This is a genomic window from Pseudomonas sp. YeP6b (genome assembly GCF_025642995.1).
Taxonomy (GTDB): Bacteria; Pseudomonadota; Gammaproteobacteria; order Pseudomonadales; family Pseudomonadaceae; genus Aquipseudomonas.
The window spans coordinates 4,956,951-4,982,952 of the sequence record NZ_CP080090.1 but is presented as its reverse complement, the minus strand read 5'-3'; the positions used below and the strand labels follow the sequence as shown (position 1 = coordinate 4,982,952).

Sequence of the window (26,002 nt, the reverse complement as noted above, 5' to 3'; positions counted from 1 at the left end):
TCCACCCCCAACCCACTAACCTTCGCGGCTTGTTCCAGGTGCTCTGTGACCGGTGGGTCGACAGAGTGAAACAGGGAAGCCGGTGAGTGAGCGCACTTCTACACAGTGCTGCCGCAATTCCGGCGCTGCCCCCGCAACGGTAAATGAGTGAAAACGGTGCCTTTTGCCACTGTATCTACGTGATATGGGAAGGCGCACCGTTGGCCTGCTTTCTATAAAGGGAGGCCACTCATGAGTCCGGAGACCGGCCTGAAACATCCAACAGCATCACGGTGGGCGATGCTTGGCTGTCTGTTATTTCTTTTTCCTGCCCGCCGTTTTTGTCCAGCCCCAACGGAGAGCTGTCATGACCGATTCCCCCGACCGCGACGAACGCCACCTGGCGCGCATGCTGCGCAAAAAAGCCGTGATCGATGAACGTATCGCCAATTCCCCGAGCGAATGCGGCTTGCTGCTGGTATTGACCGGCAACGGCAAAGGCAAGAGCAGCTCGGCGTTTGGCATGCTCGCCCGCGCCATGGGCCACGGCATGCAGTGCGGCGTGGTGCAGTTCATCAAGGGGCGCAACAGCACCGGTGAGGAACTGTTCTTCCGCCGCTTCCCCGAGCAAGTGCGCTTTCACGTGATGGGCGAAGGCTTCACCTGGGAAACCCAGGACCGCCAGCGCGACATCGCCGCCGCCGAAGCCGCCTGGACAGTTTCCCGCGAACTGCTGCAAGACCCTTCCATCGGCCTTGTGGTGCTGGATGAACTGAACATCGCCCTCAAGCACGGCTACCTTGATCTGGACCAGGTACTCAGCGACCTGCAAGCCCGCCCGCCGATGCAGCACGTGGTGGTCACCGGCCGTGGCGCTAAGCCTGAGCTGATCGAAATGGGCGACACCGTCACCGAAATGGGCATGCTCAAGCACGCGTTCCAGGCCGGTATCAAGGCACAGAAGGGCGTCGAACTTTGAATCAGCCCCGTCATTGCCCGGCCGTCCTGATCGCCGCACCGGCGTCCGGCCAAGGCAAAACCACCGTCACCGCCGCGCTGGCGCGTTTGCACCGCAACCTGGGGCGCAAGGTGCGCGTGTTCAAATGCGGGCCGGACTTTCTCGACCCGATGATCCACGAGCGCGCCAGCGGTGCGCCGGTGTATCAATTGGACATGTGGATGGTCGGTGAGCAGGAAAGTCGTCGTTTGTTGTGGGAAGCGGCGGGCGAGGCCGACCTGATCCTGATCGAAGGCGTGATGGGCCTGTTCGACGGCACGCCTTCCAGCGCCGACCTGGCGCGGCACTTTGGCGTGCCGGTGCTCGGGGTGATCGACGGCACCGCCATGGCCCAGACCTTTGGTGCGCTGGCCTTGGGCTTGGCGCGCTATCAGCCCGACCTGCCGTTCGCCGGCGTGCTGGCCAACCGCGTCGGCACCCTGCGCCATGCACAATTGCTCGAAGGCAGCCTCACCGAAGGCCTGCGCTGGTACGGCGCGCTGTCGCGGGAAACTGGGATCGAATTGCCCAGCCGCCACCTGGGTCTGGTGCAAGCCAGCGAATTGAATGACCTCGACGTGCGCCTGGACGCCGCCGCCCAAGCCCTGGGCAGCAGTTGCGAAGTCGCCTTGCCGCCACCGGTGACCTTCGCCGCGCCTGAAGTGATCGAAGCCGAGCCCTTGCTGGCTGGCGTGCGCATCGCTGTCGCCCGTGACGAAGCCTTTGCCTTCACCTATGGCGCCAGCCTCGACCTGCTGCGGGCGATGGGCGCCGAGTTGTGCTTCTTCTCGCCGATTCACGATAGCGAATTACCTGACGCCGACAGCCTCTATTTGCCCGGTGGTTACCCGGAATTGCACCACCAGGCGCTGTCGGAAAACACCCCGATGCTCGACGCGATCCGCGCCCATCACGCCGCCGGTAAACCCATGCTCGCCGAATGTGGCGGCATGCTCTACCTGCTGGACTCGCTGACCGATGTCGACGGCACCCGTGCCGAACTGGTCGGCCTGCTGCAAGGGGATGCGGTGATGCAAAAGAAACTCGCAGCCCTGGCCCTGCAAAGCGTCGAGTTGCCGGAAGGCGTACTGCGCGGTCACACCTATCACCATTCCCTGACCAGTACTGAGTGGCAGCCAATTGCTCGTGGGCTTAGCCCTAACGGCGGGCGCGGTGCTGAGGCGGTTTACCGACAGGGGCGGATGACGGCTTCCTACGTGCACTTTTACTTTCCCTCCAACCCTACGGCGGTGGCTGCTTTGTTTGCGCCGAGCCTTGAGAGTGCTATCGCAGGCAAGCCAGCTCCCACATCGACAGCGTTCGCAAATCAAAATGTGGGAGCGGGCTTGCCCGCGATAGGGCCATGACTGACAACGCCTACCCCCAAGCCGAACGCGACGCCGTCTACCGCGCCATCGCCGAACGCCGCGACATGCGCCACTTCACAGGTGGCAGCGTGGCCCCCGACTTGCTGCACCGCCTGCTCCAGGCCGCGCACCAGGCGCCCAGCGTCGGCTTGATGCAGCCCTGGCGGTTTATCCGCATCAGCGACCGCCCATTGCGCGGGCAGATTCAGCAACTGGTGGAAGAAGAGCGCGTGCGCACCGCCGAGGCGCTGGGCGAGCGCTCCGATGAATTCATGAAGCTCAAGGTTGAAGGCATCCACGACTGCGCCGAAGTGCTGGTGGCGGCGCTGATGGATGACCGCGAACGCCATATCTTTGGCCGTCGCACCTTGCCGGAAATGGACATGGCGTCGTTGTCCTGCGCGATCCAGAATCTGTGGCTGGCGGCTCGTGTCGAAGGCCTTGGCATGGGCTGGGTCTCGTTGTTCGAACCGCAAGCCCTGGCCGACCTGCTGGGCTTGCCGCCCGGTGCCAAACCCCTGGCGGTGTTGTGCCTGGGCCCGGTCGCCGAGTTCTACCCGGCACCGATGTTGCAGCTCGAAGGCTGGACCGAACCACGGCCGCTGAGTGACATGTTGTATGAGAATGTGTGGGGAGTGAGTCAATGAGTGTGGCCTTGCTGTGTGTCGCTGCCGTGGCGCTGGATGCGCTGCTGGGCGAGCCCAAGCGCTGGCATCCGCTGGTGGCGTTCGGCAACTTCGCCGGGCGCATCGAGCAGCGTTTCAACAGCGGTGGCCGCGGCTGGCGCAGCCACGGCGTGACCGCGTGGTTTGTCGCGGTGGTGCCGCTGACCCTGCTGGCCACCGCGTTGTCATGGGCGCCGTATATCGGCTGGGCGTTGGAGATTCTGGCGTTGTACCTGGCGCTGGGCATGCGCAGCCTTGGCGAACATGTGATCCCGGTCGCCCAGGCGTTGCGCAGTGATGACCTGGATGAAGCGCGCAAGCGCGTGAGTTACCTGGTCAGCCGCCAGACCAGTGAACTGGACAGCACCGAAGTCGCGCGTGCCGCCACCGAATCGGTGCTGGAGAACGGCAGCGATGCGGTGTTCGCCGCACTGTTCTGGTTTGTCGTCGCTGGCGTGCCGGGCGTGGTGCTCTATCGCCTGAGCAACACCCTCGACGCCATGTGGGGTTATCGCAACGAGCGCTTTGAGCGTTTCGGCTGGGCGGCGGCAAAGATCGACGATGTACTCAACTATATTCCCGCGCGCTTGGTGGCTTTGACCTACGCCGTACTCGGCAAAACCCGCCTGGCGCTCAAATGCTGGCGCACCCAGGGCCCGACGTGGGACAGCCCTAACGCAGGGCCAGTGATGGCCGCCGGTGCGGGCGCATTGGGGGTGGAACTGGGTGGCGCGGCGATTTATCACGGTGAGCTGCATCAGCGCCCGCAACTGGGCGAAGGCCCGGCGGCGGATGCCGACGCTATCGACCGCGGCTGGCAACTGGTGCAGCGCGGTGTGTGGTTATGGCTGTTGATCCTCTGCGCGGGGGCGCAATTCTATGCTTGAACACGGTGGCCGGCTGCGTAAGGCAGTGATTCAGTACGGGATTGCCGAGGCGGATTGGCTCGACCTGTCCAGCGGCCTGGCGCCCTGGCCGTGGCCGATCCCTGAGATCCCGTTGCGGGCCTGGGCGCGCTTGCCGGAAACCGATGACGGCCTGGAGAAGGCCGCCAGCGAATACTACGGCGCTGCTCACGTGCTGCCGGTGGCGGGTTCCCAGGCAGCCATCCAATTGCTGCCGCGCTTGCGTCGTTCCGGCAAGGTCGGCGTGCTGTCGCCGTGTTATGCCGAGCACGCCGAAGCCTGGCGTCGCGCCGGTTACGTGGTGCGCGAGGTGCAGGAGCAGGAAGTCGACTTCTTTCTCGACAGCCTCGATGTGCTGGTGGTGGTCAACCCCAACAACCCCACTGGCCTGAGGCTGCCCCCGCAGCGCCTGCTGGAGTGGCACTCGAGACTGGCCCAGCGCGGCGGCTGGCTGGTGGTGGACGAAGCGTTTATGGACGTCACCCCGCACTTGAGCTTGGCCAGCCAGGCCCACCAAGTCGGCCTGATTGTGTTGCGCTCGTTCGGCAAATTCTTCGGCCTGGCCGGTGTGCGCCTGGGCTTTGTGCTGGCGGAGCGCAAGCTGCTCAAATTGTTGGCCGAACAGCTCGGCCCGTGGACGGTCAGCGGGCCGACGCGGGTGCTCGGCCAAGTGTGCCTGCGCGATACGGCGGGGCATGCCCATCAGCGTAATCGCTGCATCGAAGCCGGCCAGCGCCTATTTGAACTGCTGGAGCGCCACGGCTTTCAACCCCAAGGCGGCTGCGCGTTGTTCCAATGGCTGATCACGCCGCACGCCGAACGCCTGCACGAATTCATGGCCCAGCGCGGCATTCTGTTGCGTCTGTTTATCCACGACAGCAGCCTGCGTTTCGGCCTGCCCGACACTGAGGCGGATTGGCTTCGACTTGATGAGGCCCTGGCCGCCTACAAGGACGCCGCATGAGTACGCTGATGGTGCAAGGCACCACCTCCGACGCCGGTAAAAGTACCCTGGTGACCGCGCTGTGCCGCTGGCTGGTGCGCAAGGGCGTGGCGGTGGCGCCGTTCAAGCCGCAGAACATGGCGCTCAACAGCGCCGTGACGGCTGAAGGCGGCGAGATCGGCCGCGCCCAGGCCGTGCAAGCCCAGGCCGCCAACCTCGCGCCGCACACCGACATGAACCCGGTGCTGCTCAAACCCAACAGTGACACCGGCTCCCAGGTGATCATCCACGGCCGCGCCGTGACCAGCATGAACGCCGTGGCCTATCACGACTATAAAGCCATTGCGATGCAGGCAGTGCTGGCCTCCCACGCGCGGTTGAGCGAGGCCTACCCGGTGGTGATGGTGGAAGGCGCGGGTTCCCCGGCAGAGATCAACCTGCGCGCCAATGACATCGCCAATATGGGCTTCGCCGAAGCGGTGGATTGCCCGGTGCTGCTGATCGCCGATATCAATCGCGGTGGCGTGTTTGCCCATCTGGTCGGCACCCTGCAATTGCTTTCGCCGACCGAGCAGGCGCGGGTCAAGGGCTTCATCATCAACCGCTTTCGTGGCGATATTGCGCTGTTGCAGCCAGGTTTGGATTGGCTGGAAGCGCGCACCGGTAAGCCAGTGGTGGGCGTGTTGCCTTACGTCATGGACTTGCATCTGGAAGCCGAAGACGGCATCGACCAGCGCCAGATCGACAAGGCCGCGCAGGTGCTCAACGTGGTGGTGCCGGTGTTGCCGCGTATCAGCAATCATACGGATTTTGATCCGTTGCGCCTGCATCCGCAGGTGGATTTGCAGTTTATCGGCCCGGGCCAGCCCATTCCGGCGGCTGACCTGATTATCTTGCCGGGTTCGAAAAGTGTGCGCAGCGATTTGGCGTACCTGCGCGCTAATGGCTGGGACACGGCCGTGGCGCGGCATTTGCGTTATGGCGGCAAGGTGTTGGGGATTTGCGGTGGGTTGCAGATGCTCGGTGAGCAAGTGCATGACCCGCTGGGGTTGGAAGGGCTGGCCGGGTCCAGCGATGGGCTGGGGTTGCTGGCGTTCAGCACGACGCTGGAGCAAGAGAAGCAGTTGCGCAATGTGCGTGGGCGGTTGTTGCTGGAGGATGCTGAGGTCAGTGGCTATGAGATCCATGCGGGTGTGACCTCGGGCAGTGGCTTGTCGCGTGCTGCGGTGTTTTTGGATGATGGCCGTAGTGATGGCGCGCAGAGTGAAGACGGGCAGATTCTTGGCACCTATCTGCATGGGTTGTTTGAGACGCCGGCCGCTTGCAGCGCCCTATTGCGCTGGGCTGGTTTGGAGTCTGTGCAGGAAGTGGATTACCACGCTTTGCGCGAGCGTGATATTGAGCGGTTGGCGGACTTGGTGGAGAACCATCTGGATACCGGCTTATTGCGCAAGCTGTGCGGGATTTGACGGTGTACACATGGACTTTAGGTGGGAGCGGGCTTGCCTGCGATGGCGCCCGGCCAGCCAGCCACTATTCAACTGATGCACCGCACCCTAAATGTGGGAGCGGGCTTGCTCGCGAAGGCGGTGGGTCGGTGTACATATCCATTTCTTTGGTAACGGCGACCTATGGTTCCGCTCTTACAGCGGGTCACTTTTGGAAAGACCCAAAAGTAACCAAAAGGTCTTCGCCCCACCACTCGGCACCTCGCCTAGGCTCGGTGTGCCCGAACGCAGGCTTGAATCCGTGGGCCGCCGCGATGGGCCATCCTTGGCCCAGCGCGGCTAACCCGGCGTCCTGCCGGGTTACCCACGGATTCAAGCCTGCGTTCGGCCAGCGTGGTTTAACGGGGCGACTGAGATCAAAGTCAAAAGCCAGATCAACAGCCAGATCAAAGGCCAGATCAAAAGCCAGATCAAAAGCAGATCTGCTTTTCTGTGGGAGCTGGCTTGCCTGCGATGGCGGCCTGCCAGCCAACCACTATTCAACTGATGCACCGCTCCCACATTTGACGGTGCCCACTTCAAGCGACCGGCCGGCCAATAAAGGTGCCTTCCCATGTATCAGTTGATCCTCGGCGGTGCCCGTTCCGGTAAGAGCCGTCTCGCCGAAAAGCTCGCCAGTGAGAGCGCTTTGCCCGTTACCTATATCGCCACCAGCCAGCCGCTGGACGGTGAGATGAACGAGCGCGTCGCGCTGCATCGGCAGCGTCGCCCCGATCACTGGGGCTTGATCGAGGAACCCATCGAATTGGCGCGCGTTCTGCGTGAAAACGCCGCCGCCGAGTGCTGCCTGTTGGTGGATTGCCTGACCCTGTGGCTGACCAATCTGCTGATGCTCGAAGACCCGGCGCGCCTGGCGCTTGAGCGTGACCAACTGCTGGAAACCCTGGCTTCGTTGCCAGGTGAAATCATTTTTGTCAGCAACGAGACCGGTCTGGGTGTCGTGCCGCTGGGCGAATTGACTCGCCGCTATGTGGATGAAGCCGGTTGGCTGCATCAAGCCTTGGCTGAGCGCTGTCAGCGTGTTGTCCTGACCGTCGCCGGCCTGCCCCTGACTTTGAAAGGTACTGCGTTATGACTGACACTTGGTGGCTCAACCCCTGCAAGGCCGTCGACGCTTCGGCGCATGAACACGCGCTGGCTCGCCAACAGCAACTGACCAAACCGACCGGTTCTCTCGGTCAGCTGGAAGCCGTGGCGGTGCAGTTGGCCGGCTTGCAAGGCCAGGTCAAGCCGTTGGTGGACCGCGTGTGGATCGCGATTTTCGCCGGTGATCATGGTGTGGTCGCAGAAGGCGTGTCGGCGTTTCCCCAGGAAGTGACCGGGCAGATGCTGCACAACTTTGTCACCGGCGGCGCGGCCATCAGCGTATTGGCGCGGCAGTTGGATGCGCAGCTGGAGGTGGTCGACCTGGGGACGGTAACGCCGTCGCTGAACCTGCCGGGTGTGCGTCACCTGAACATCGGCGCGGGCACGGCCAATTTCGTCAACGGCCCGGCGATGACTGAGGCTCAGGGTCGCTTGGCCCTGCACGCCGGTCGCGACAGCGCGCGCCGTGCCTTGGAGAGCGGCGCGCAGTTGTTTATCGGCGGTGAGATGGGCATCGGCAACACCACCGCTGCCAGCGCCTTGGCCTGCGCGTTGCTCGACTGCCAGGTCGGCGATCTGACCGGTCCGGGCACCGGTTTAAATGCCCAAGGCGTCAGTCACAAGGTGGCCGTCATCGAGCGCGCATTGGCGTTGCATGCCGGGCAGCGTGGCGACGCGTTGCAGACCCTGTTCAACCTCGGCGGGTTTGAAATTGCCGCGCTGGTTGGTGCCTACCTGGCCTGCGCCCAGGAAGGCATCGTGGTGCTGGTGGATGGGTTTATCTGCACGGTTGCGGCGTTGGTTGCCACCCGCTTGAACCCAGCGTGCCGTGAGTGGCTGGTGTTCGGCCATCGCGGCGCTGAGCCGGGTCATCGTCATGTGCTGCAACGCCTTGACGCACAACCGTTGCTGGAATTGGGCCTGCGCCTGGGTGAGGGCAGCGGTGCAGCGCTGGCGGTGCCGTTGTTGCGCCTTGCGTGCGCATTGCACGGGCAGATGGCGACCTTCGCCGAAGCCGCCGTGGCGGACCGCCCGGCATGACCTTGCACCTGGACCTGCTGCGCCACGGCGAAACGGAGCTGGGCGGTGGCCTGCGCGGCAGCCTGGACGACGCACTCACCGCCAAGGGCTGGGAGCAGATGCGCGCCGCTGTGGTGGAGCAGGGGCCGTGGGACCGGTTGGTCAGCTCGCCACTGCAACGCTGCGCGCTGTTCGCCCAAGAGTTAGGTGCTCGGCTCAAGCTCCCCATGAGCCTGGAAAAGGATCTGCAAGAGCTGCACTTCGGCGCCTGGGAAGGGCAGAGTGCGGCCGCGCTGATGGAAACCGATGCCGAAGGGTTGGGCTTGTTCTGGGCCGATCCCTATCGCTTCACACCGCCTGAAGGCGAGCGTGTCAGCGACTTTTCCGACCGTGTTCTCGGCGCTGTCTCACGTTTGCATCAAGCTTATGCCGGCGAGCGCGTGTTGCTGATCAGCCACGGTGGCGTCATGCGTCTGCTGCTGGCGCAAGCGCGCGGTTTGCCCCGCGAGCAACTGCTGAATGTCGAAGTCGGCCACGGTGGGCTGTTCAGCCTGCAGGTGGCGGCCGACGGCGTGTTGAAGGAAGGACGCTGACGATGCTGCCATTCTGGATCGCCCTGCAATTTCTCAGCAGCCTGCCGATTCGGCTGCCGGGCATGCCACAGCCTCAGGAGCTGGGGCGTTCGCTGCTGTTTTATCCGCTGGTCGGGTTGTTGTTCGGGCTGCTGCTGTGGGCCCTGAACACGGCGTTGATGGGCGCCCCGTTGTTGCTGCACGCCGCGCTGTTACTGACGGCGTGGGTGCTGCTCAGTGGCGGCTTGCACCTGGACGGCCTGGCCGACAGCGCGGATGCCTGGCTCGGTGGTTTCGGCGATCGCGAGCGCACCCTGACCATCATGAAAGACCCGCGCAGCGGACCGATTGCCGTGGTCACCTTGGGCTTGGTGTTGCTGCTCAAGTTCACGGCATTGGTGGCCTTGATCGAGCAACACAACAGTGCCGCGCTGATCCTCGCGCCACTGATCGGGCGTGCATCGATGCTGGCGCTGTTCCTCACCACGCGCTATGTGCGTGCAGGAGGTCTGGGGCAGGCGTTGTCAGATCATTTACCGCGGATCGTCGGCCAACAGGTGCTGATCCTCAGCGGCCTGGCCTGCATCCTGATCGGTGGTTTCAGCGGCGGGATCGCTGTTTTACTCGCGGCCCTGTGCTTTATCGGCCTGCGCCAACTGATGGTCAATCGGCTCGGCGGCACCACCGGCGACACGGCCGGCGCACTGTTGGAGCTGTTGGAAGTCGCGGTGTTGGTCGGCTTGGCGTTGTAACACTTGCTTGCATTTCCATAATCGCGGGTATATACACCTTCCATGCTTGCCTCCCAATGTTTATGCACCAACCTGCGACGCGCCGCCCGTGGCGTCAGCAGGCACTACGACGGCGCTCTCGACGGCTTCGGGATCAACGTCGCCCAGTATTCTTTGCTGTGTAACTTGCAACGCCTGGATCAACCGAGCATTTCCAGCCTGGCTGAAGCCATGGGCCTGGATCGCAGTACCCTGGGGCGTAACCTGCGGGTATTGGAAGGCGAAGGCCTGGTGCAGTTGGTCGAGGGTGATGACTTGCGCAACCGCCTGGTGGTGTTGACCGTCGCCGGCGAGCAACGTCTGGCCGCCGCATTGCCGGCATGGGAAGCGGCGCAGCAGAAATTGATTGATCAGTTAGGCGCCGAAAAGCGCGAAACCTTGTTGGCCTTGCTGGACGAACTCGCCTGAGCGCGAGTTTATTCGAATACAAGCGGGTATATACCCGCGACGGAGAATAAGAATGACCTCGATGTGGCGCACCAGTGGTTGGGTTCTTGTGGGGAGTGCGCTGATCCTGGCGTTGTCCTTGGGTGTGCGGCACGGCTTTGGCCTGTTTCTGGCGCCGATGAGCAGCGAATTCGGCTGGGGCCGTGAGACGTTTGCCTTCGCCATTGCACTGCAGAACCTGATCTGGGGCCTGGCACAGCCGTTTACCGGGGCCCTGGCCGATCGTTTCGGTGCGACCAAAGCCGTGTTTGTCGGCGGTGTGCTGTACGCCGTGGGGCTGGTGTTGATGGGCATGTCCGATTCGGCGTGGTCGTTGTCGCTCAGTGCAGGCTTGTTGATCGGGATCGGCCTGTCGGGCACCTCGTTTTCGGTGATTCTCGGGGTGGTCGGCCGCGCGGTGCCGCCGGAAAAACGCAGCATGGCCATGGGCATTGCGAGCGCCGCAGGTTCTTTCGGCCAATTCGCCATGGTGCCCGGCACCTTGGGCCTAATCGGCTGGCTGGGCTGGTCGGCTGCATTGCTGGCGTTGGGCCTGATGGTGGCGCTGATCCTGCCGCTGGTGGCGATGCTCAAGGACAAACCGCTGCCGGTTATGGCCGGTCAGCAAACGCTGCGCGAAGCGTTGAAAGAGGCCTGTTCCCACTCTGGGTTCTGGCTGCTGGCCATTGGTTTTTTTGTCTGCGGTTTCCAGGTGGTGTTTATCGGCGTGCACTTGCCGGCGTATCTGGTCGACCAGCATCTGCCGGCCACGGTGGGCACCACGGTGCTGGCCTTGATCGGGCTGTTTAACGTGTTTGGCACCTACACCGCCGGCTGGCTCGGCGGGCGCATGTCCAAGCCGCGCTTGCTCACCGGCTTGTATCTGCTGCGCGCGATGGTGATCGTGCTGTTCTTGTGGGCGCCGGTGACCGAAGTCACGGCCTACCTGTTCGGCATGGCGATGGGCTTTTTGTGGCTGTCCACCGTGCCGCTGACCAACGGTACCGTCGCCACCTTGTTTGGCGTGCGAAACCTCTCGATGCTGGGTGGGATTGTGTTCCTGTTCCACCAACTCGGTTCGTTTCTCGGCGGCTGGTTGGGCGGGGTGGTCTATGATCGAACCGGCAACTACGATTTGATCTGGCAGGTGTCGATCCTGCTGAGCCTGCTTGCAGCGGCCCTGAACTGGCCAGTGCGTGAGCGGCCAGTGGCGCGCCTGACGCAAATGGAGGCCGCATGAGTGTAACGCTACGCTGGCTGGCCCTTTCGGCAGGCCTGGTTTTGTTGTGGCTGGCCTGGTGGGGCTGGCAACAGGGTGGGCTCGCGTTGATGCAACTGGGTATGTCCATCTGTTAAGTTCTGTGTCTGAACTGAATTAAGGACTTTCGACATGCTGATGCGCTGGCTCGCTGTACCCGTCCTGATGGCTGCTGGCAGTGTAGCAATGGCTGCCAACTGCCCGCCGTTGCTGGAGGGCCAATTGCCCAAGTTGCGGGCCAAGGAATCCATTGATCTGTGCCAGCGCTTTGCCGGCAAACCCCTGGTGATCGTCAATACCGCCAGCTTCTGTGGCTTCGCGCCACAGTTCAAAGGCCTCGAAGCCCTGTATCAACGCTATAAAGAACAAGGGTTGGAGGTGATCGGCGTGCCGTCCGATGACTTCAAGCAGGAGGCCAAGACCGGCGAAGAGACCGCCAAGGTGTGTTACGTGAATTACGGCGTGACCTTCACCATGACCGAGCCGCAGAAGGTCAAGGGGCCGGATGCGGTGCATTTGTTCAAGGTCCTGGCGCAGCAGACCAACGCGCCGAAGTGGAATTTCTATAAGTACGTGGTCGACCGCCAGGGTAAGGTGATCGCCAATTTCTCCAGCCTGACCAAGCCGGACAGCCCGGAGCTGATCAAGGCGGTTGATGAGGCGATTGCCTCTAAACCCTGATCATCGCCGACTAAAAAGCCCCGCCTCCTTTGCAGGAGAGCGGGGCTTTTTTATACGGTTTGAATCAGAACTTGTACGTCATGCCCAGGCCGAAGCCGTTGGCGCTGTTTTCGTACTTGGACGCATAGGTCTGGCCCAGCGCGTTCTGTTTGTTCACCTTGACCGGCTCTTCCTTGAGGTAGGAGTAAGCCAGGTCGATGGTCATGTTATCCATCACCGCGTAGCCCAGGCCGACACTGAAGATAGTCCGGTCACCGGTAGGAATACGCGGCGAACGGTCAGTGTTGTTGGTCGGCGACTGGTCGAAGGTCAAGCCGGTACGCAGGACCACTTGCTTGGTCACTTGGTACGAGGTACCCAGGGCGTAGGCCCAGGTGTCGTGCCAGTTTTGCGGCTCTTGGATCTGGCCGACGATCCGCGGTGCGAGTGCACCACCGGTCGTTGCCGTCACACCTTCGTTGTTGACGGTAATGTCTTTCAGGCGGCTCCAGCGCGTCCAGGTCGCACCACCGTAAACCTTCCAGGCATCGCTCAGGTCTTGAGTAACCGAAGCGTCCCAGGATTCAGGGGTGTCGACTTTCAGCGAAGCGTCGTAGCGGTTGGCACGCAGGTAACCGCCAGGAACGCCGGCGCCTGGCGTCACGTCGGTGTGGCCTTCGAGCTTGTATTTCACTTTCGAGTGGTAAGTCAGGCCGACACGGGTGGTGTCGGTGGCTTGCACCAGGATACCGGCGTTAAAGCCGAGCGCGGTGTCGTCGCCTTTGACTTTGATTTTGCTGTCGCCGGTGCCTGCCAGACCTGGGAGCGGCAGCCCCGCGAGGCTTGGTTGCGACTCCAGGGTGCCGGAAATGCGGTTAATGGTCGGACCAAAACCGATCGACACCTTGTCGTTGAAGGCGTAGCTCACAGTCGGCTGGAAGGTGATAACAGCCACTTCACTCTTGTTGCCGAATGCGCGGCCTTGGAAGCCACGTTCGTAGTCAGTCTTCAGGCCGAACGGTGCGTAAACACCGAAGCCGACTGCCCACTGGTCGTTAAGTTTGTTGGTGTAGAAACCAAAAGGAACAGCGGTGAACGGCACCATGTCCCCTTTGTTACTGCCGCGTGAGCGGCCGCTGGCGTCTTTGATGTCGGTCGATGCATCGATAGCGGCGACGCCACCGGTGATTTGCTGGCCTTCGAGGCGAGCCATACCGGCAGGGTTACCAAAGACAGTGCTGGCGTTTTCGGCAGAAGAAGACCGGCCTGCGAAACCCGTACCCATACCGGCGACGTCTTGTTCGTTGAGGGCGAAGCCGCTTGCGAACAGTTGGGAGGAAGCCATGGCAACGGCGAGGCTAAGTGTGGTCTTGAGCATTACTTTTTTCATTATTAGAACTCCGTGGTGATCACCGCTGCGGAAAGTATCAATAAATTTAAGTTAGCGCTATAGGCTGTAATGTAGGAGATAGAGCGGTTTTGTAGGACAATCAGACCAAAATCAGCGTTTTTAGCCGAATCTTGCAAAACGCCTGATCAACAAGTGACCTGATTCATGGGTGAAACACAGGTTTGCCAGGCTTGGGTGAAATCCCGCAGCCGACCTTGAGGGTGAAATATTTCTTTCCAGATACGCGCCATGCCCAGTACGTCGCCCGGTGGCGGCAGGGCAGGGCGGTGTTGCTCCACCAGCAGCCAGGCGATGGCGGTGGCGTAACGCAGGTTAACCGTGAGTTCCAGCTGGGGCGCGCTGAGGAAGGCGTTTTGGCTGGCCAGGCCGCGCACCAGGCTGGCGCGTTCGGGGTCGCGTGCGAGGTAATCGTCCCAGAGGGCGCGGTGGCGTGGCTCGGTGATGCTGTACAAGCCGTGGCCGCGGCGGTCATGCAGGGCCGAGCCGAGTTCCGATTGGCTGGCGGCAATGCCCAACAGCAGGGCTTCAGCTGCAGGGTTATGGCGGCCGAGGTAAATCAACGTCGGCCTGATCACATAACGACACAATTCGCTGGCGGCGATACCCATACAAGCCTCAGTCCATGAAAGTGGTCGACGATGCCTGAGACGGTGGGGGCTTGGCAGCAGTGGATCGGATCTCAGGCTCGTCGCAAGCGGATCATGCCGCTTGAGTTGAAGTGTAGTGTCATATTTGTGATGTAAAGGACTGTTTTTAAAACATCTTCTTCATTTAGTTATAACGTTTATATCTATTCGTACTGAGTACTTGTGTTCCGATGCTGAATTTCAGGCAATAAAAAACCCTGCGTTTTAAGCAGGGTTTTTGTGTTTCAGCGACTCGGGTCGATCAGGCAGTCAATGCCTGACGGGTACGCTCGATCACGGCCTGCAGCGGTTCTGCGCTGGAGTATTGATCGGGGTACAGGCGTTCGCTGTGACGAGCGATGCCGTGTTCGTTGACCAGGGTGAAGCTGAAGCAGCCTTTGCGAGCGGCCATGATCAGGCAGTTCATTGGTGCAAAAGCGTTAGTGAGGGTGCGAATGGCATCCTGAGTGTGGATTTGAGTGGACATATTATTGGTGTTCCTACAAATGACACGGATAAGAACCGTGCAACGTTAAAACGTTCCAGTGACGCTGATCACCATTGATCAAACGAAGAACCCGACTGGAACAAAGCAGCCAGTTTGAAGCGCTAATAAGTTAGGCGCGCTTTGGCTGGCAGGTAGGTACTTAGGAGGGCAGGCAACACAACATGGGCAAAGGTTCTGGGCCCGGGGTGAAGATCCTGATCAATTTGCAGGCTGGTTCGGTCAGAGTATTGAAACTTCGCGACACCCTTTGCTTGTTCAAAGGCAGTGTCGTCGCAAGAAATACCTGGAAACCATCGAGGTGGTCGATCCCGTGTTGTTCAGGGGAGTTGTTCGACCAGAATTGACTTTCAGCTTGGTACTAACGTTGCGGATAGTAACGGATTGAAGCACGCAAGGGAAGTGTGCTAACCAAAAAACTTCAATCAGCCGCCCAGCAGCCCGCGATACACCAGCACCGTCGCGGCCGCCACCAGTGAGCAGCCCAGCCCGTAGGCCGCCAGGGTCAGGCGCCAGGAACGGCCGGTTTCGATTACCTTCATCACGTCGCGCATGTCATTGATGCGGCCATCGCCCAGTTCGATGCACAGGCTCACGGCGGTAAACGCTGCCGATAGCAGGATCGCGATGGCAAACAGTGCACCGTCGGGTGAGGGCAGCGCTGCGTTGATGCCCAATGAGATCGCACAGATGGCCAGCAGCAACATGGCGAATAAGAGAATTCCTTTCATCGAGCCTTACAAGGTTGCGTGGAGGTCAGGCAGTGTGGCGAGCCGAAGCAATTTTGAAAAGGCCCCCGGTTTGTACCGCCGGTAACATTTTTCGGACGCATTGAAGTAAAAAACGGCGGAGATATAACCAGTGGATGGGTACTTGTGCACATTAGTTGCGAGGTGTGTAACCCCGCCGGCAACCGCCTGGAAGCAGCGCTGTTTGCCTGCGATGAAAATTTAAGTCAATGAAAAATATCGCTTTTTTTTATTGGTGAAAAAATCGTCAGTTTGACTGCAGCCCCCGTTCCATGGGGCTTTGCGCGAGTTAAAGGCGGGTTGTCCACTGAGTTATCCACAGCTTCTGTGGATTGTCCCAAGCGCTTGCTCTAGGACGGGCGTGCTGAGATTTTTCAGCTTTACCTGTAGGAAAAAAAGAGTAGAGTGGCGCGCCTTCCGTTCTGTCCCGCAGTGCTTTATGAAGTTTCGCTCAGTACCACCTTCTGTTACCGACACCCCTCAAACTGTTACCGCACCCAAGCGTTTCTCCTTAAAAGTCGCCTTGTGGCTGCTCGACAGCCCGCACCTGGGGCACAACACCAACATCAAGCATTTCGCCGGGCGTTTACTCAAGCAGCCGGCCCGTGAAGGCGTGGTCGCCGCGCAGAGCCGCCTGGGCCAGTTGATGTGCCGTGAGTGCGGCAACGCCCGCGACCGCCGTATCGGCCACGACCTGTTGCGCCTGGCCGCCCGTGCCGGTGACCACCGCGCCCAGCGCGAATTGGGGCAGGTCGAAGACTGAGCTGTCCTCAAGCCCTATGCTTGGTTAACCTTGCTCTTTTTCGGTGATGGCAGAAATGGCTATGGTGTTTGACTGGACCAGCATTGCCTTGGGCCTCGCTGGCGCTGCAGTGCCGTTATTGGCCGTGTGCTGGCAGATCCAACGGCGGCTGAGTGCGCGCATGAGCGGTTGGGAGCTGCTGGAAGAGCGCCTGGCCACCGCGCAACTGGCCCAGGAAGGCTTGGCCGCGCAACTGGATGCCAGCCGCGATGAAATCAGTGACCTGAGCCAGGCCAACGCCGCCAAGCAAGCGGACCTGGCCGCGGTGCGCCGTGAAGTCGAACTGCTGCAGATCGACCGCGATAACGCCCGCGACGCCGCCCACGCCTGGAACCTCGACCGCAGCGCCAAAGAAACCGAGCTGCGCCGCCTTGATGCGCTGTCGGCGTCACTGCGTGCCGAACTGCGTGAGCAGCAGGAAAGCCATCAACAACGCCTCGCCGACCTGCAAGGCTCGCGGGACGAGCTGCGCGCGCAATTCGCCGAGCTGGCCGGGAAGATCTTCGACGAGCGTGAACAGCGTTTTGCCGAAACCAGCCAGGAACGCCTGGGCCAGTTGCTCGACCCGCTCAAAGAACGCATCCAGTCCTTTGAAAAGCGCGTTGAAGAAAGCTACCAGAACGAAGCGCGCGAACGCTTTTCCCTGGCCAAGGAGCTTGAACGCCTGCAGCAACTTAACCTGCGCCTGTCGGACGAAGCCACCAACCTCACCCGCGCGCTCAAAGGCCAGAAAACCCAGGGCAACTGGGGTGAACTGATCCTTGAGCGCGTGCTGGAACATGCCGGGCTGGAGAAGGGCCGCGAGTATCAAACTCAGGTGAGCCTTAAAGGGCCGGACGGCGAGCGCTTCCAGCCTGACGTGTTGATCATGTTGCCCGGCGACAAACAGGTGGTGGTCGACTCCAAGGTCAGCCTCACGGCCTATCAACAATACGTGGCGGCGGATGATGACGTGATAGGCCAGGCGGCGCTCAAGCAGCATGTGCTGTCCCTGCGCAATCACGTCAAAGGCCTGGCCGGTAAGGATTACAAACGCCTGGAAGGCTTGCACAGCCTCGATTTCGTACTGTTGTTCGTGCCGATAGAGGCGGCGTTTTCCGCCGCGTTGCAGGCTGAGCCGAACCTGTTTCAGGAGGCGTTCGACCGCCATATCGTCATCGTCAGCCCCACCACCTTGCTGGCCACCCTACGGGTGATCGACAGCCTGTGGAAGCAGGAGCGCCAGAGCCAGAACGCGCGGGAAATCGCCGAGCGCGCCGGTTGGCTGTATGACAAGTTTGTGCTGTTTATCCAGGACCTGGATGAGGTGGGCAACCGTCTGCAACAGCTGGATAAGGCTTACAGCGCGGCACGCAACAAGCTGACGGATGGACGCGGAAATCTGGTCAGTCGTACCGAGCAATTAAAGTTGCTGGGTGCGCGCGCCAGTAAAAGCCTGCCGGCGGATTTGCTTGAGCGTGCCATGACCGATTCAGACGGTGTGGCGCATCTACCGGACTAAACGCAATCCAAAATATGGGAGCTGACAAGCCAGCTCCCACAAGGCATTGTGCTCAGCCGTCCTACAGCGGCAAATGCCGACTCAACAGCGCCCGCAACGCCGCAGGCTTCACCGGCTTGGCCAAATAATCCAACCCCGCCGCATGCACCTCGGCCACCATCTCCGGCCGGCCATCGGCGCTGATCACCACCCCGGGAATCGGCTCGGCCAATTGCGCCCGCAGCCAGCCCATCAGCTCAGTACCCGTTTCGCCATGGTCCAGGTGGTAATCCACCAGCGCCAGTTGCGGGCGCATGCCTTCGGCCAGCAATGCTGCGCACTGCGCCTGATCGGTGGCGGTCCACACCTCGCAGCCCCAGCGCGTCAGCAGGCTGCGCATGCCGATCAGGATGCTCTCTTCATTGTCTACGCACAGCACCTGCGCGCCACTCAATGGCAGCCCATTGTCTAGCGTCGGCTTGACCCTTGGGCTGGCCTGGTTGCGCGCCAACGGCACGCGCACGCTGAACACGCTGCCTTTGCCCGGCCACGAACGTACGCTTAAGCTATGGCCCAGCACTCGGCACAAGCCATCGGCGATCGCCAGTCCCAGGCCCAGGCCTTTTTCGGCGCGGGTCTGGTGGCTGTCGAGGCGCTTGAACTCTTCGAAGATTACCTGCTGTTTATCCAGTGGAATGCCCGGGCCGCGGTCCCACACTTCCAGGCACAGCTCACCCTTGCGCCGGCGTACGCCAAGTAGCACTGGGCCGTCGGCATAGCGGAAGGCGTTGGTCAGAAAGTTCTGCAGGACTCGCCGCAGCAACTTGATGTCACTGTCCACCCGTAAACGGCTGCCACGCAGGCGGAAACGCAGGCCTTGTTCGTGGGCCAAAGCCTTGAATTCGGCGCCCAGGGTGTCGAACAGCTCGTTAAGCACAAAGGGCTGGCGCTGTGGGTTGATCTTGCCGTTTTCCAGGCGCGAGATATCCAGCAGGTCGCTGATCAGGTCTTCGGCGGAACGCAGCGAGCTGTCCAAGTGCTGCACCAACTGGCGGGCTTCGGCAGACAGGCCGTCGTTCTGGTGGGAGAGGGCGGCGGAGAACAGCCGTGCCGCGTTCAGCGGTTGCATCAGGTCATGGCTCACCGCTGCCAGAAAGCGCGTTTTCGACTGGCTGGCGGACTCGGCCACGCCTTTGGCATCGGTGAGCGCCACATTCAGTTGCGACAGTTCATGGGTGCGCTCGGTCACCCGTTGCTCAAGGCCCTCGTTGGCCTCGGTCAGCGCCTGCTCGGCTTCACGGAACGCGGTGATATCGGTGAAGCTCATGACAAACCCACCGCCGGGCATCGGGTTGCCGATCAGCTCGATCACGCGTCCATTCGGGAACAAACGTTCGGAGGTGTGTGCGCGGCCCTGGCGCATCCAGTGCAGGCGCCGTGCCACGTGCACTTCAGCTTCGCCCGGCCCGCACAGGCCGCGCTCGGCGTTGTAGCGAATGATGTCGGCAATCGGCCGGCCGACGCTGATCAAGCCGTCGGGGTAGTTGAACAGTTCCAGGTAGCGCCGGTTCCAGGCCACCAGTTTCAGCGACTGGTCGACCACGCTGATGCCCTGGGTGATGTTTTCAATCGCGCCTTGCAGCAGCGCGCGGTTGAACTGCAGCACCTCGGAGGCTTCGTCGGCGATGCGTACGACGTCCTCCAACTGCATTTCCCGCCCTTCAATCGCGGCTTTTACTACAGCGCGCGTCGAAGAAGCGCCGAGCACACCGGCCAGCAGGCGTTCGGTGTGGGCGATCCAGTCGTTATCGGCATTCTGATTCGGGTTAAAGCCTTTGCCCTGACGATAGGCGAAGCGGATAAAGCTCTGCTGCGCGCGCTCTTCACCGACAAAGCGTGCGGCCAGGCTGAGCAGGTCGCTGATCTGTACCGACAACATTGAGCGCGCGCTGGCGCGTTGGCTGGTCTCTTGACCGATAAAACGTCCGGCCTGCCAATGCTCGGAAACCCTTGTGCGCGACAGCATCGAGACCCACACGAACAGCGTGAAGTTACCCGCCAGCGAGAACACGGTGCCCAGGGTCAGCGAGGTGACGGAAAAGCCAAAGGGGTGTGAATGCATCCACGTCAGGCCGGGGAAAAGGCTGAGCGACCAGCCAAGACTTTTCGCGGTCACTGGTAGGACCAAGGTGTAGAACCACAAAAAGGTGCCTGCCGCTAACCCAGCAAATACACCCCGCCGGTTGGCCTGCTTCCAGTACAGTGCGCCGAGCATCGCCGGGGCTAGTTGGGTGACGGCGGCGAAGGCAATCTGGCCGATGGTCGCCAGGCTTGCGGTGGAACCGAGCAGCCGATAACTCACGTAGGCCAGCAGCAGGATGATCACAATGCTGACCCGGCGTACCGACAGCATCCAGTGGCGGAACACTTCGAACGGCCGCTCGGCGCCGGAGCGGCGCAGCAACCACGGCAGCAACATGTCGTTGGACACCATGGTCGACAAGGCAATGCTGGCCACGATCACCATACCGGTTGCCGCCGACGCGCCGCCGATAAACGCCAGCACGGCGAGGGCCGGATGCGATTGGGCCATGGGCAGGCTGATCACGTAGGAGTCGGGCAATACCGAACCGGGCAGCAGCATTTTGCCGCCCAGGGCAATGGGTACGACGAACAGCGCGGCCAGGATCAGGTAGGCCGGGAATACCCACTTGGCCAGGCGCAAATCCTGCGGGTCGATGTTTTCTACTACGGTGACGTGAAACTGGCGAGGCAGGCAGATAATCGCCATCATTGCCACGCCGGTTTGCACCACCATCGACGGCCAGTTGATGGTTTCTTTCCAGTACTCCTCAAGGCGCGGCGCCAGCATCGCCTGGCTGAACAGGTCACCGAAACCGTCGTACAGGCCGTAGGTCACGAACGCACCGACGGCGAGAAAGGCGAACAGCTTGACCAGTGATTCAAACGCAATCGCCAGCACCATGCCGCGGTGGTGTTCAGTGGCGTCGAGGTTGCGTGTACCGAACACGATGGTGAACAGCGCCAGTACCAGCGACACGATCAGCGCGGTGTCCTGGGCGCGGGTGCCGGTGGTGTCGGGGCCGGAGCCGATCAGCAGGTTCACGCCCAGCACGATGCCTTTGAGCTGCAGCGCGATGTAGGGCAGCACGCCGACCAGGCAGATTAGCGCCACCACCACCGCCAGGGACTGGGATTTGCCGTAGCGCGCGGCGATAAAGTCGGCGATCGAGGTGATGTTTTCCTGCTTGCTGATCAGAATCATCTTCTGCAGCACCCAAGGTGCCAACACCAGCAGCAGTACCGGTCCTAAGTAGATCGGTAAAAATGCCCACAGTTGTTCGGCGGCCTGGCCTACCGCGCCGAAGAACGTCCAGCTGGTGCAGTAGACGGCCAGCGACAGGCTGTACACCCACGCACGCACCTTCGGCGGCAACGGCGCGTGGCGGCGGTCACCGTAAAAGGCGATGGCAAACATAATGGCCATATAGGCCAGGGCAACGGCGGCGATCAGCCCGCTGGACAGCGTCATGGTAACTCCGAGCATAAGAACACCCAGGCATTCCAGGCCCGGTGAGACAGTCTCGCATGATGCTTGGGGTTAGTCAGTGTCGACTAAGGTCGTGTGGGAGCTGGCTTTCCTGCGATGCGCATGGGTATCTACGCAAATTTTTGTGTTGCGCTGAGTTTTTGACGGGGTTTTTAGGTAGGTATGAGTACATATCCGTTGCTGTGGTAACGGCGGCTATTGGTTCCGCCCTTACGGCGGGTCACTTTGGAAAAGAGCCCCAAAAGTAACCAAAGGGCTCTTGCCCCACCACTCGGTGCCTCGCCTAGGCTCGGCATGCCCTCACTCCGGCTTTGGACCGTGGGCCGCCGCCATGGGCCATCCTTGGCCCATCGCGGCTAAACCGGCGTCCTGCCGGTTTACCCACGCTCAAAGCCTGCGTTCGGCCAGCGTGGTTTAACGGGGCGCCTAAGATCAAGATCAAAAGCAAGAGCACGGCGGCCTAGTAGCCGACCTGAGTGGTTAAATCAAAAGCGAAGCCGAGGCGGCCTGACAGCCGACCTGATAGTGGAAGCTGAACTCAATCCAATGTGGGAGCTGGCTTGCCTGCGATGGCATCAACTCTGTGTACCTGATACACCGAGGTGCCTGCATCGCAGGCAAGCCAGCTCCCACAGAAAAGCAGATCTGCTTCTGCTGTGCTTCTGCTGTGCTTCTGCTGTGCTTCTGCTGTGCTTCTGCTGTGCTTCTGCTGTGCTTCTGCTGTGCTTCTGCTGTGCTTCTGCTGTGCTTCTGCTGTGCTTCTGCTGTGCTTTTGCCCTGCTTTTGCTTCTACCACTCAGGTCGGCTACTAGGCCGCCGTGCTCTTGCTTTTGATCTTGATCTTGATCTGAGGCGCCCCGTTAAACCACGATGGCCGAACGCAGGTTTGAATCCGTGGGTAACCCGGCAGGACGCCGGGTTAGCCGCGATGGGCCAAGGATGGCCCATGGCGGCGGCCCACGGATTCAAGCCGGAGTGAGGGCATGCCGAGCCTAGGCGAGGCACCGAGTGGTGGGGCAAGAGCCCTTTGGTTACTTTGGGGCTCTTTTCCAAAAGTGACCCGCTGTAAGAGCGGAACCAATAGAGGCCATGGCCCAAATAACGGATATGCACCCAGCGCCCCCACGACAACCAAAGAACCCAACCCATAAAAAGATGTGTAGATACCTATGCTGCGATGCGGGCAGCGCGGTCTATCAGTGGCACCCGGTTGATGCGATCGCAGGCAAGCCAGCTCCCGCAGAATTCAGCCTCCACCGCTACCTCGGTGGCAAGGTCTTCTGACGCAAGATATAGATCGTCACCAGCACCGCACTGGTCAGCATAAACCCGCGTGCCCACGGCAGCGGCACCAAGTAGCAGGAGACGCCAATACTCAGCCACATCAAGCCAATTGCATAAACCTTGCCCTTGAGCGGAATGCCGTTGCCGTCCAGGTAGTCTTTGATCCACGGGCCCAGGCGCGGGTGTTCCACCAGCCAGTGGTAGAAACGCGGGGAGCTTCGAGCGAAGCAGGCGGCGGCGAGAAGCAGGAAGGGTGTGGTCGGCAACACCGGTAGGAAAATGCCGATCACCCCCAGCGCCACGCTCAGCCAGCCGATGGCCAGGAGTGCGTAACGCAGGAGCGGCGAGCGGTTGCCCATGGGTGTCACGGGCAAACGACTCAGTGGTGACGTGGCTTGAGGATCGCCGGTTTTTCGTCAGGCGCGTTGCACAGCAGGTACAGCGCAGTCAGGGCTTCCGGTATCTGTACGATCATGTCATCCATCAGGTTGGCATCGGCAGCGATGTCGGAAAACTCCGGCTGGTCGTCGAACAGGCCCGAGCCGACCATGATCGGCAGCAGCATTTCGCTGACTTCTTCCTCGGCGGTCTCAAACCAGGCGGCTTCGCGCAGGAACACGCCTTCCATGAAGCCGATGCACCAGCCGCGCAGGTCGGAGTCATCCGGCTCTTCGCCGAGGTCCAGGTCGCACGGCAGCTCGAATTCCTCATCGGAGGCCAGTTGGCGACCGATGTGGGCTTTGAGGGCCAGCAGGGTGGATTCGATTTCTTCGCGCTGGGCGGCATCGGCGTAATGAGGTTCTTCGGCGAACAAGGCGTCGATCCACTCACGGTCCGGCACGATGTCGGAAGAGATCGACAGGGCGGTCAGGTAGCCGTGGGCGGCCACGTAGTCCAGCGCCTCGTCATGCAGCTCATCGGCGTCGAGGAAGGCTTGCAGGCGGGTTAGTTGCTCAGCGAAGGACATTACGGGATACCTTGGGAATAAACGATGCGCAATTCTAGGCTTTCTTGAGCGCCCAGGCCAGCCACACGGCATATTTGCCAGGTTTTAGATAGCGCTCGCAATTCGTCGGTGGCGCCCTTTGCACAGTAACGCTCGGGTATACTGCCGCGTTTTGTGATGCCCCTGCAGGCCAAGCGCCAACCCGTGAAAACTTCGCTTACGGATTATTTCCCGTGAAGCCGGGTTTTTTCGGCCAGCCTGTACAGAGGGATTTCGGCACCATTTTGGAGTTTTACATGCTCGAGCAGGCTCAACGCGTCCTCAAGGACATCTTCGGCTACGACAGTTTTCGTGGCCGCCAGGGTGCGATCATTGAGCGCGTGGCCAATGGCGGCGACGCCCTGGTATTGATGCCTACCGGCGGCGGCAAATCCCTGTGCTTCCAGGTGCCGGCGCTGTTGCGCAACGGCCTGGCCGTGGTGGTGTCGCCGCTGATCGCGCTGATGGACGACCAGGTCGCCACCCTTGAAGAGCTCGGCGTTGCCGCCGCGGCGTTGAACTCCACCCTCAGCGCCGAGCAGCAACGCGACCTGGCCGCACGCATCAAGCGCGGTGAAGTGAAGATGCTCTACCTCGCCCCCGAGCGCCTGGTGCAGCCGCGCATGCTGGCGTTTTTGCAGAGCCTGGAAATCGCATTGTTCGCCATCGACGAAGCCCACTGTGTGTCGCAATGGGGCCACGACTTCCGTCGCGAATATTTACAGTTGGGCCAGTTGGCGGAATTGTTCCCCGACGTACCGCGTATCGCCTTGACCGCCACCGCCGACAAACGCACCCGTGAAGAAATCGTCGAGCGCCTGCATTTGCAGAACGCCGAGCGCTTCCTGTCGAGCTTCGACCGGCCGAATATTTTCTACCGCATCGTGCCCAAGGAGCAGCCGCGCAAGCAGTTGCTGGCATTCCTGTCCGAGCGGCGCAGCGACGCGGGCATTGTCTATTGCCTGTCACGCAAGAAGGTCGATGAAGTCGCCGCGTTCCTCTGCGAGCAGGGCTACCCGGCGCTGCCGTACCACGCCGGCCTGCCCAATGAAACGCGCTCTGCCCACCAGAAACGCTTCCTCAACGAGGAAGGCCTGATTATGGTGGCCACCATTGCGTTCGGCATGGGCATCGACAAATCCAACGTGCGCTTTGTGGCGCACATGGACCTGCCCAAGTCCCTCGAGGCGTATTACCAGGAAACCGGTCGCGCCGGCCGTGATGGTCTACCGGCGGATGCCTGGATGGTCTACGGCCTGCAAGATGTGGTGATGCTCAAGCAGATGCTGCAGAACTCCGAAGGTGACGAGCGCCACAAGCGGTTGGAACAACACAAGCTCGACGCCATGCTGTCGCTGTGTGAAGAGACCCGCTGCCGCCGTCAGACCCTGCTGGCGTATTTCGACGAGGACATGCCCGAGCCGTGCGGCCACTGCGACAACTGCGTCGACGGCGTGCAGACCTGGGATGCCACCGAGCCGGCGCGCCAGGCGTTGTCGGCCATCTACCGCACCGGCCAGCGTTATGGCGTGGGCCATCTGGTGGATGTGTTGCTGGGCAAGGACAACGAAAAAGTGCGCAGCTTCGGCCATCAGAAGCTCTCGGTCTATGGCGTCGGTAAAGCCCGCGCCGAAGGCGAGTGGCGTTCATTGTTTCGCCAGATGGTCGCGCGCGGCCTGGTGGACATCGACCTTGAAGGGTATGGCGGCCTGCGCCTGAACGACAGCTGCCGGCCATTGCTCAAAGGCGAAGTGAGCCTGGAGTTGCGCCGTGACCTTAAGCCGCAAACCACGGCCAAGAGCAGCACCAGCCAGGCCAGCCAGTTGGTGCGTGGCGAAGAACGCGAGCAGTGGGAAGCCTTGCGCACCCTGCGCCGCAAGCTCGCGCAGGAACACAGCGTGCCGCCTTACGTTATTTTCCCCGACTCCACCTTGCTGGAGATGCTGCGCGAGCAGCCCACCACCATGGCCGAAATGGCCCGGGTCAGTGGCGTCGGTGCGCGCAAGCTGGAACGCTACGGGCAGGCCTTCCTCGAAGTGCTCGGCGGCCAGGTCGAAGCGCCGAAGGAAGTCGCCGATATTCGCCACGAACTGATCAGCCTGGCGCGTGCGGGCATGACCCCGATCCAGATCGCTGGCCAGCTGCAATGCTCGGAAAAAAACGTCTACACCTTGCTGGCTGAATCCATCGGCAAGCAGCAGCTGTCTTTAGAGCAGGCCCTTGATTTGCCGGAAGATCTGCTCGGTGAAATCCAGGACGCATTCCTCGACGGGGAAGGCGAATTGCCACCGGTTGCGGAGATCGCGCCGCTGTTTACCGGGCGTGTTCCAGAGGGCGTTTTGTACTGTGTGCGTGCCGCTTTGCAGTCTGAATTCGAAATTTAGTGTGCTAATTGCGCCAATGTAACGAATC

The 26,002-nt window shown here is 61.3% G+C and carries 23 protein-coding genes and 1 riboswitch; of the genes, 16 read left to right on the top strand and 7 right to left on the bottom strand.

Annotated features, from left to right (window positions below):
- The first annotated feature begins 19 nt into the window (after positions 1-19).
- A riboswitch (cobalamin riboswitch) is annotated at positions 20-268 on the top strand.
- A gap of 78 nt (positions 269-346) precedes the next feature.
- From cobO to KZH41_RS22325, 13 genes are all read left to right on the top strand, one after another.
- Positions 347-958, top strand: coding sequence for a cob(I)yrinic acid a,c-diamide adenosyltransferase (gene cobO / locus KZH41_RS22385; protein ID WP_094950283.1), 612 nt, complete (start codon positions 347-349; stop codon positions 956-958).
- Positions 955-2,343, top strand: coding sequence for a cobyrinate a,c-diamide synthase (locus KZH41_RS22380; RefSeq protein WP_242151668.1), 1,389 nt, complete (start codon positions 955-957; stop codon positions 2,341-2,343). Before cobO ends, KZH41_RS22380 begins: the two co-directional genes overlap by 4 nt.
- A complete protein-coding gene (bluB, locus tag KZH41_RS22375) occupies positions 2,340-2,990 on the top strand; it encodes a 5,6-dimethylbenzimidazole synthase (protein WP_094950285.1) in 651 nt (216 codons plus the stop codon). Before KZH41_RS22380 ends, bluB begins: the two co-directional genes overlap by 4 nt.
- Positions 2,987-3,895, top strand: coding sequence for an adenosylcobinamide-phosphate synthase CbiB (gene cbiB / locus KZH41_RS22370; RefSeq protein ID WP_094950286.1), 909 nt, complete (start codon positions 2,987-2,989; stop codon positions 3,893-3,895). Before bluB ends, cbiB begins: the two co-directional genes overlap by 4 nt.
- Entirely contained in the window at positions 3,888-4,877 is a 990-nt protein-coding gene (gene cobD / locus KZH41_RS22365) for a threonine-phosphate decarboxylase CobD (RefSeq protein ID WP_263273727.1), read from the top strand. The genes cbiB and cobD overlap by 8 nt, the downstream gene beginning before the upstream one ends.
- The gene (locus KZH41_RS22360; RefSeq protein WP_263273726.1) at positions 4,874-6,325 is read left to right on the top strand and encodes a cobyric acid synthase; all 1,452 of its coding nucleotides are present in this window, start codon (positions 4,874-4,876) and stop codon (positions 6,323-6,325) included. Before cobD ends, KZH41_RS22360 begins: the two co-directional genes overlap by 4 nt.
- A 592-nt stretch (positions 6,326-6,917) precedes the next feature.
- Positions 6,918-7,439 (top strand): bifunctional adenosylcobinamide kinase/adenosylcobinamide-phosphate guanylyltransferase, encoded by a 522-nt coding sequence (cobU, locus tag KZH41_RS22355; protein WP_263273725.1) that lies wholly within the window; start codon positions 6,918-6,920, stop codon positions 7,437-7,439.
- The gene (gene cobT / locus KZH41_RS22350; RefSeq protein WP_242151660.1) at positions 7,436-8,491 is read left to right on the top strand and encodes a nicotinate-nucleotide--dimethylbenzimidazole phosphoribosyltransferase; all 1,056 of its coding nucleotides are present in this window, start codon (positions 7,436-7,438) and stop codon (positions 8,489-8,491) included. Before cobU ends, cobT begins: the two co-directional genes overlap by 4 nt.
- Positions 8,488-9,063, top strand: a complete 576-nt coding sequence (cobC, locus tag KZH41_RS22345) for an alpha-ribazole phosphatase family protein (protein ID WP_263273724.1) — start codon at positions 8,488-8,490, stop codon at positions 9,061-9,063. The genes cobT and cobC overlap by 4 nt, the downstream gene beginning before the upstream one ends.
- A gap of 2 nt (positions 9,064-9,065) precedes the next feature.
- The gene (locus KZH41_RS22340) at positions 9,066-9,794 is read left to right on the top strand and encodes an adenosylcobinamide-GDP ribazoletransferase (protein ID WP_094950292.1); all 729 of its coding nucleotides are present in this window, start codon (positions 9,066-9,068) and stop codon (positions 9,792-9,794) included.
- 42 nt (positions 9,795-9,836) lie between these two features.
- Positions 9,837-10,241: a MarR family winged helix-turn-helix transcriptional regulator gene (locus KZH41_RS22335; protein WP_083357456.1), complete on the top strand. Its 405-nt coding sequence runs from the start codon at positions 9,837-9,839 to the stop codon at positions 10,239-10,241.
- A gap of 52 nt (positions 10,242-10,293) precedes the next feature.
- On the top strand, positions 10,294-11,499 hold the full coding sequence (locus KZH41_RS22330; protein WP_412548775.1) for an MFS transporter: 1,206 nt from the start codon (positions 10,294-10,296) through the stop codon (positions 11,497-11,499).
- A gap of 150 nt (positions 11,500-11,649) precedes the next feature.
- Positions 11,650-12,198 (top strand): glutathione peroxidase, encoded by a 549-nt coding sequence (locus KZH41_RS22325; protein WP_263273723.1) that lies wholly within the window; start codon positions 11,650-11,652, stop codon positions 12,196-12,198.
- A 64-nt stretch (positions 12,199-12,262) separates the two neighbouring features.
- Here the strand turns inward: KZH41_RS22325 and KZH41_RS22320 are convergent, their stop codons facing one another.
- The 4 genes from KZH41_RS22320 to KZH41_RS22305 form a co-directional block, all read right to left on the bottom strand.
- Positions 12,263-13,567, bottom strand: a complete 1,305-nt coding sequence (locus KZH41_RS22320; RefSeq protein WP_242151654.1) for an OmpP1/FadL family transporter — start codon at positions 13,565-13,567, stop codon at positions 12,263-12,265.
- A gap of 146 nt (positions 13,568-13,713) precedes the next feature.
- A complete protein-coding gene (locus KZH41_RS22315) occupies positions 13,714-14,196 on the bottom strand; it encodes a hypothetical protein (RefSeq protein WP_263273722.1) in 483 nt (160 codons plus the stop codon).
- Between the two features lie 280 nt (positions 14,197-14,476).
- Complete coding sequence (locus KZH41_RS22310) at positions 14,477-14,701, bottom strand: hypothetical protein (protein ID WP_071482924.1); 225 nt, start codon at positions 14,699-14,701, stop codon at positions 14,477-14,479.
- A gap of 443 nt (positions 14,702-15,144) precedes the next feature.
- Positions 15,145-15,450, bottom strand: a complete 306-nt coding sequence (locus tag KZH41_RS22305) for a hypothetical protein (RefSeq protein WP_094950297.1) — start codon at positions 15,448-15,450, stop codon at positions 15,145-15,147.
- A gap of 457 nt (positions 15,451-15,907) precedes the next feature.
- Between KZH41_RS22305 and KZH41_RS22300 the strand changes: the two genes are divergently transcribed.
- Together KZH41_RS22300 and rmuC are read left to right on the top strand one after the other, a co-directional pair.
- The gene (locus KZH41_RS22300; RefSeq protein WP_094950298.1) at positions 15,908-16,231 is read left to right on the top strand and encodes a sel1 repeat family protein; all 324 of its coding nucleotides are present in this window, start codon (positions 15,908-15,910) and stop codon (positions 16,229-16,231) included.
- Between the two features lie 175 nt (positions 16,232-16,406).
- The gene (gene rmuC, locus KZH41_RS22295) at positions 16,407-17,771 is read left to right on the top strand and encodes a DNA recombination protein RmuC (protein WP_263275128.1); all 1,365 of its coding nucleotides are present in this window, start codon (positions 16,407-16,409) and stop codon (positions 17,769-17,771) included.
- A 61-nt stretch (positions 17,772-17,832) separates the two neighbouring features.
- Here rmuC and KZH41_RS22290 read toward each other — a convergent pair whose 3' ends face one another.
- The 3 genes from KZH41_RS22290 to KZH41_RS22280 all read right to left on the bottom strand — a co-directional run bounded on the left by KZH41_RS22290 (position 17,833) and on the right by KZH41_RS22280 (position 23,572).
- Entirely contained in the window at positions 17,833-21,303 is a 3,471-nt protein-coding gene (locus KZH41_RS22290; protein ID WP_263273721.1) for a PAS domain-containing hybrid sensor histidine kinase/response regulator, read from the bottom strand.
- A 1,277-nt stretch (positions 21,304-22,580) separates the two neighbouring features.
- Positions 22,581-22,964: a YbaN family protein gene (locus KZH41_RS22285; RefSeq protein WP_094951587.1), complete on the bottom strand. Its 384-nt coding sequence runs from the start codon at positions 22,962-22,964 to the stop codon at positions 22,581-22,583.
- A gap of 20 nt (positions 22,965-22,984) precedes the next feature.
- Entirely contained in the window at positions 22,985-23,572 is a 588-nt protein-coding gene (locus tag KZH41_RS22280) for a YecA family protein (protein WP_094951588.1), read from the bottom strand.
- Between the two features lie 275 nt (positions 23,573-23,847).
- Here KZH41_RS22280 and recQ point away from each other — a divergent pair, with 275 nt between their 5' ends.
- Positions 23,848-25,974 carry a DNA helicase RecQ gene (gene recQ / locus KZH41_RS22275; RefSeq protein ID WP_094951621.1) on the top strand — a complete coding sequence of 709 codons (2,127 nt, stop codon included), beginning with the start codon at positions 23,848-23,850 and terminating at the stop codon, positions 25,972-25,974.
- Positions 25,975-26,002 lie beyond the last annotated feature (28 nt).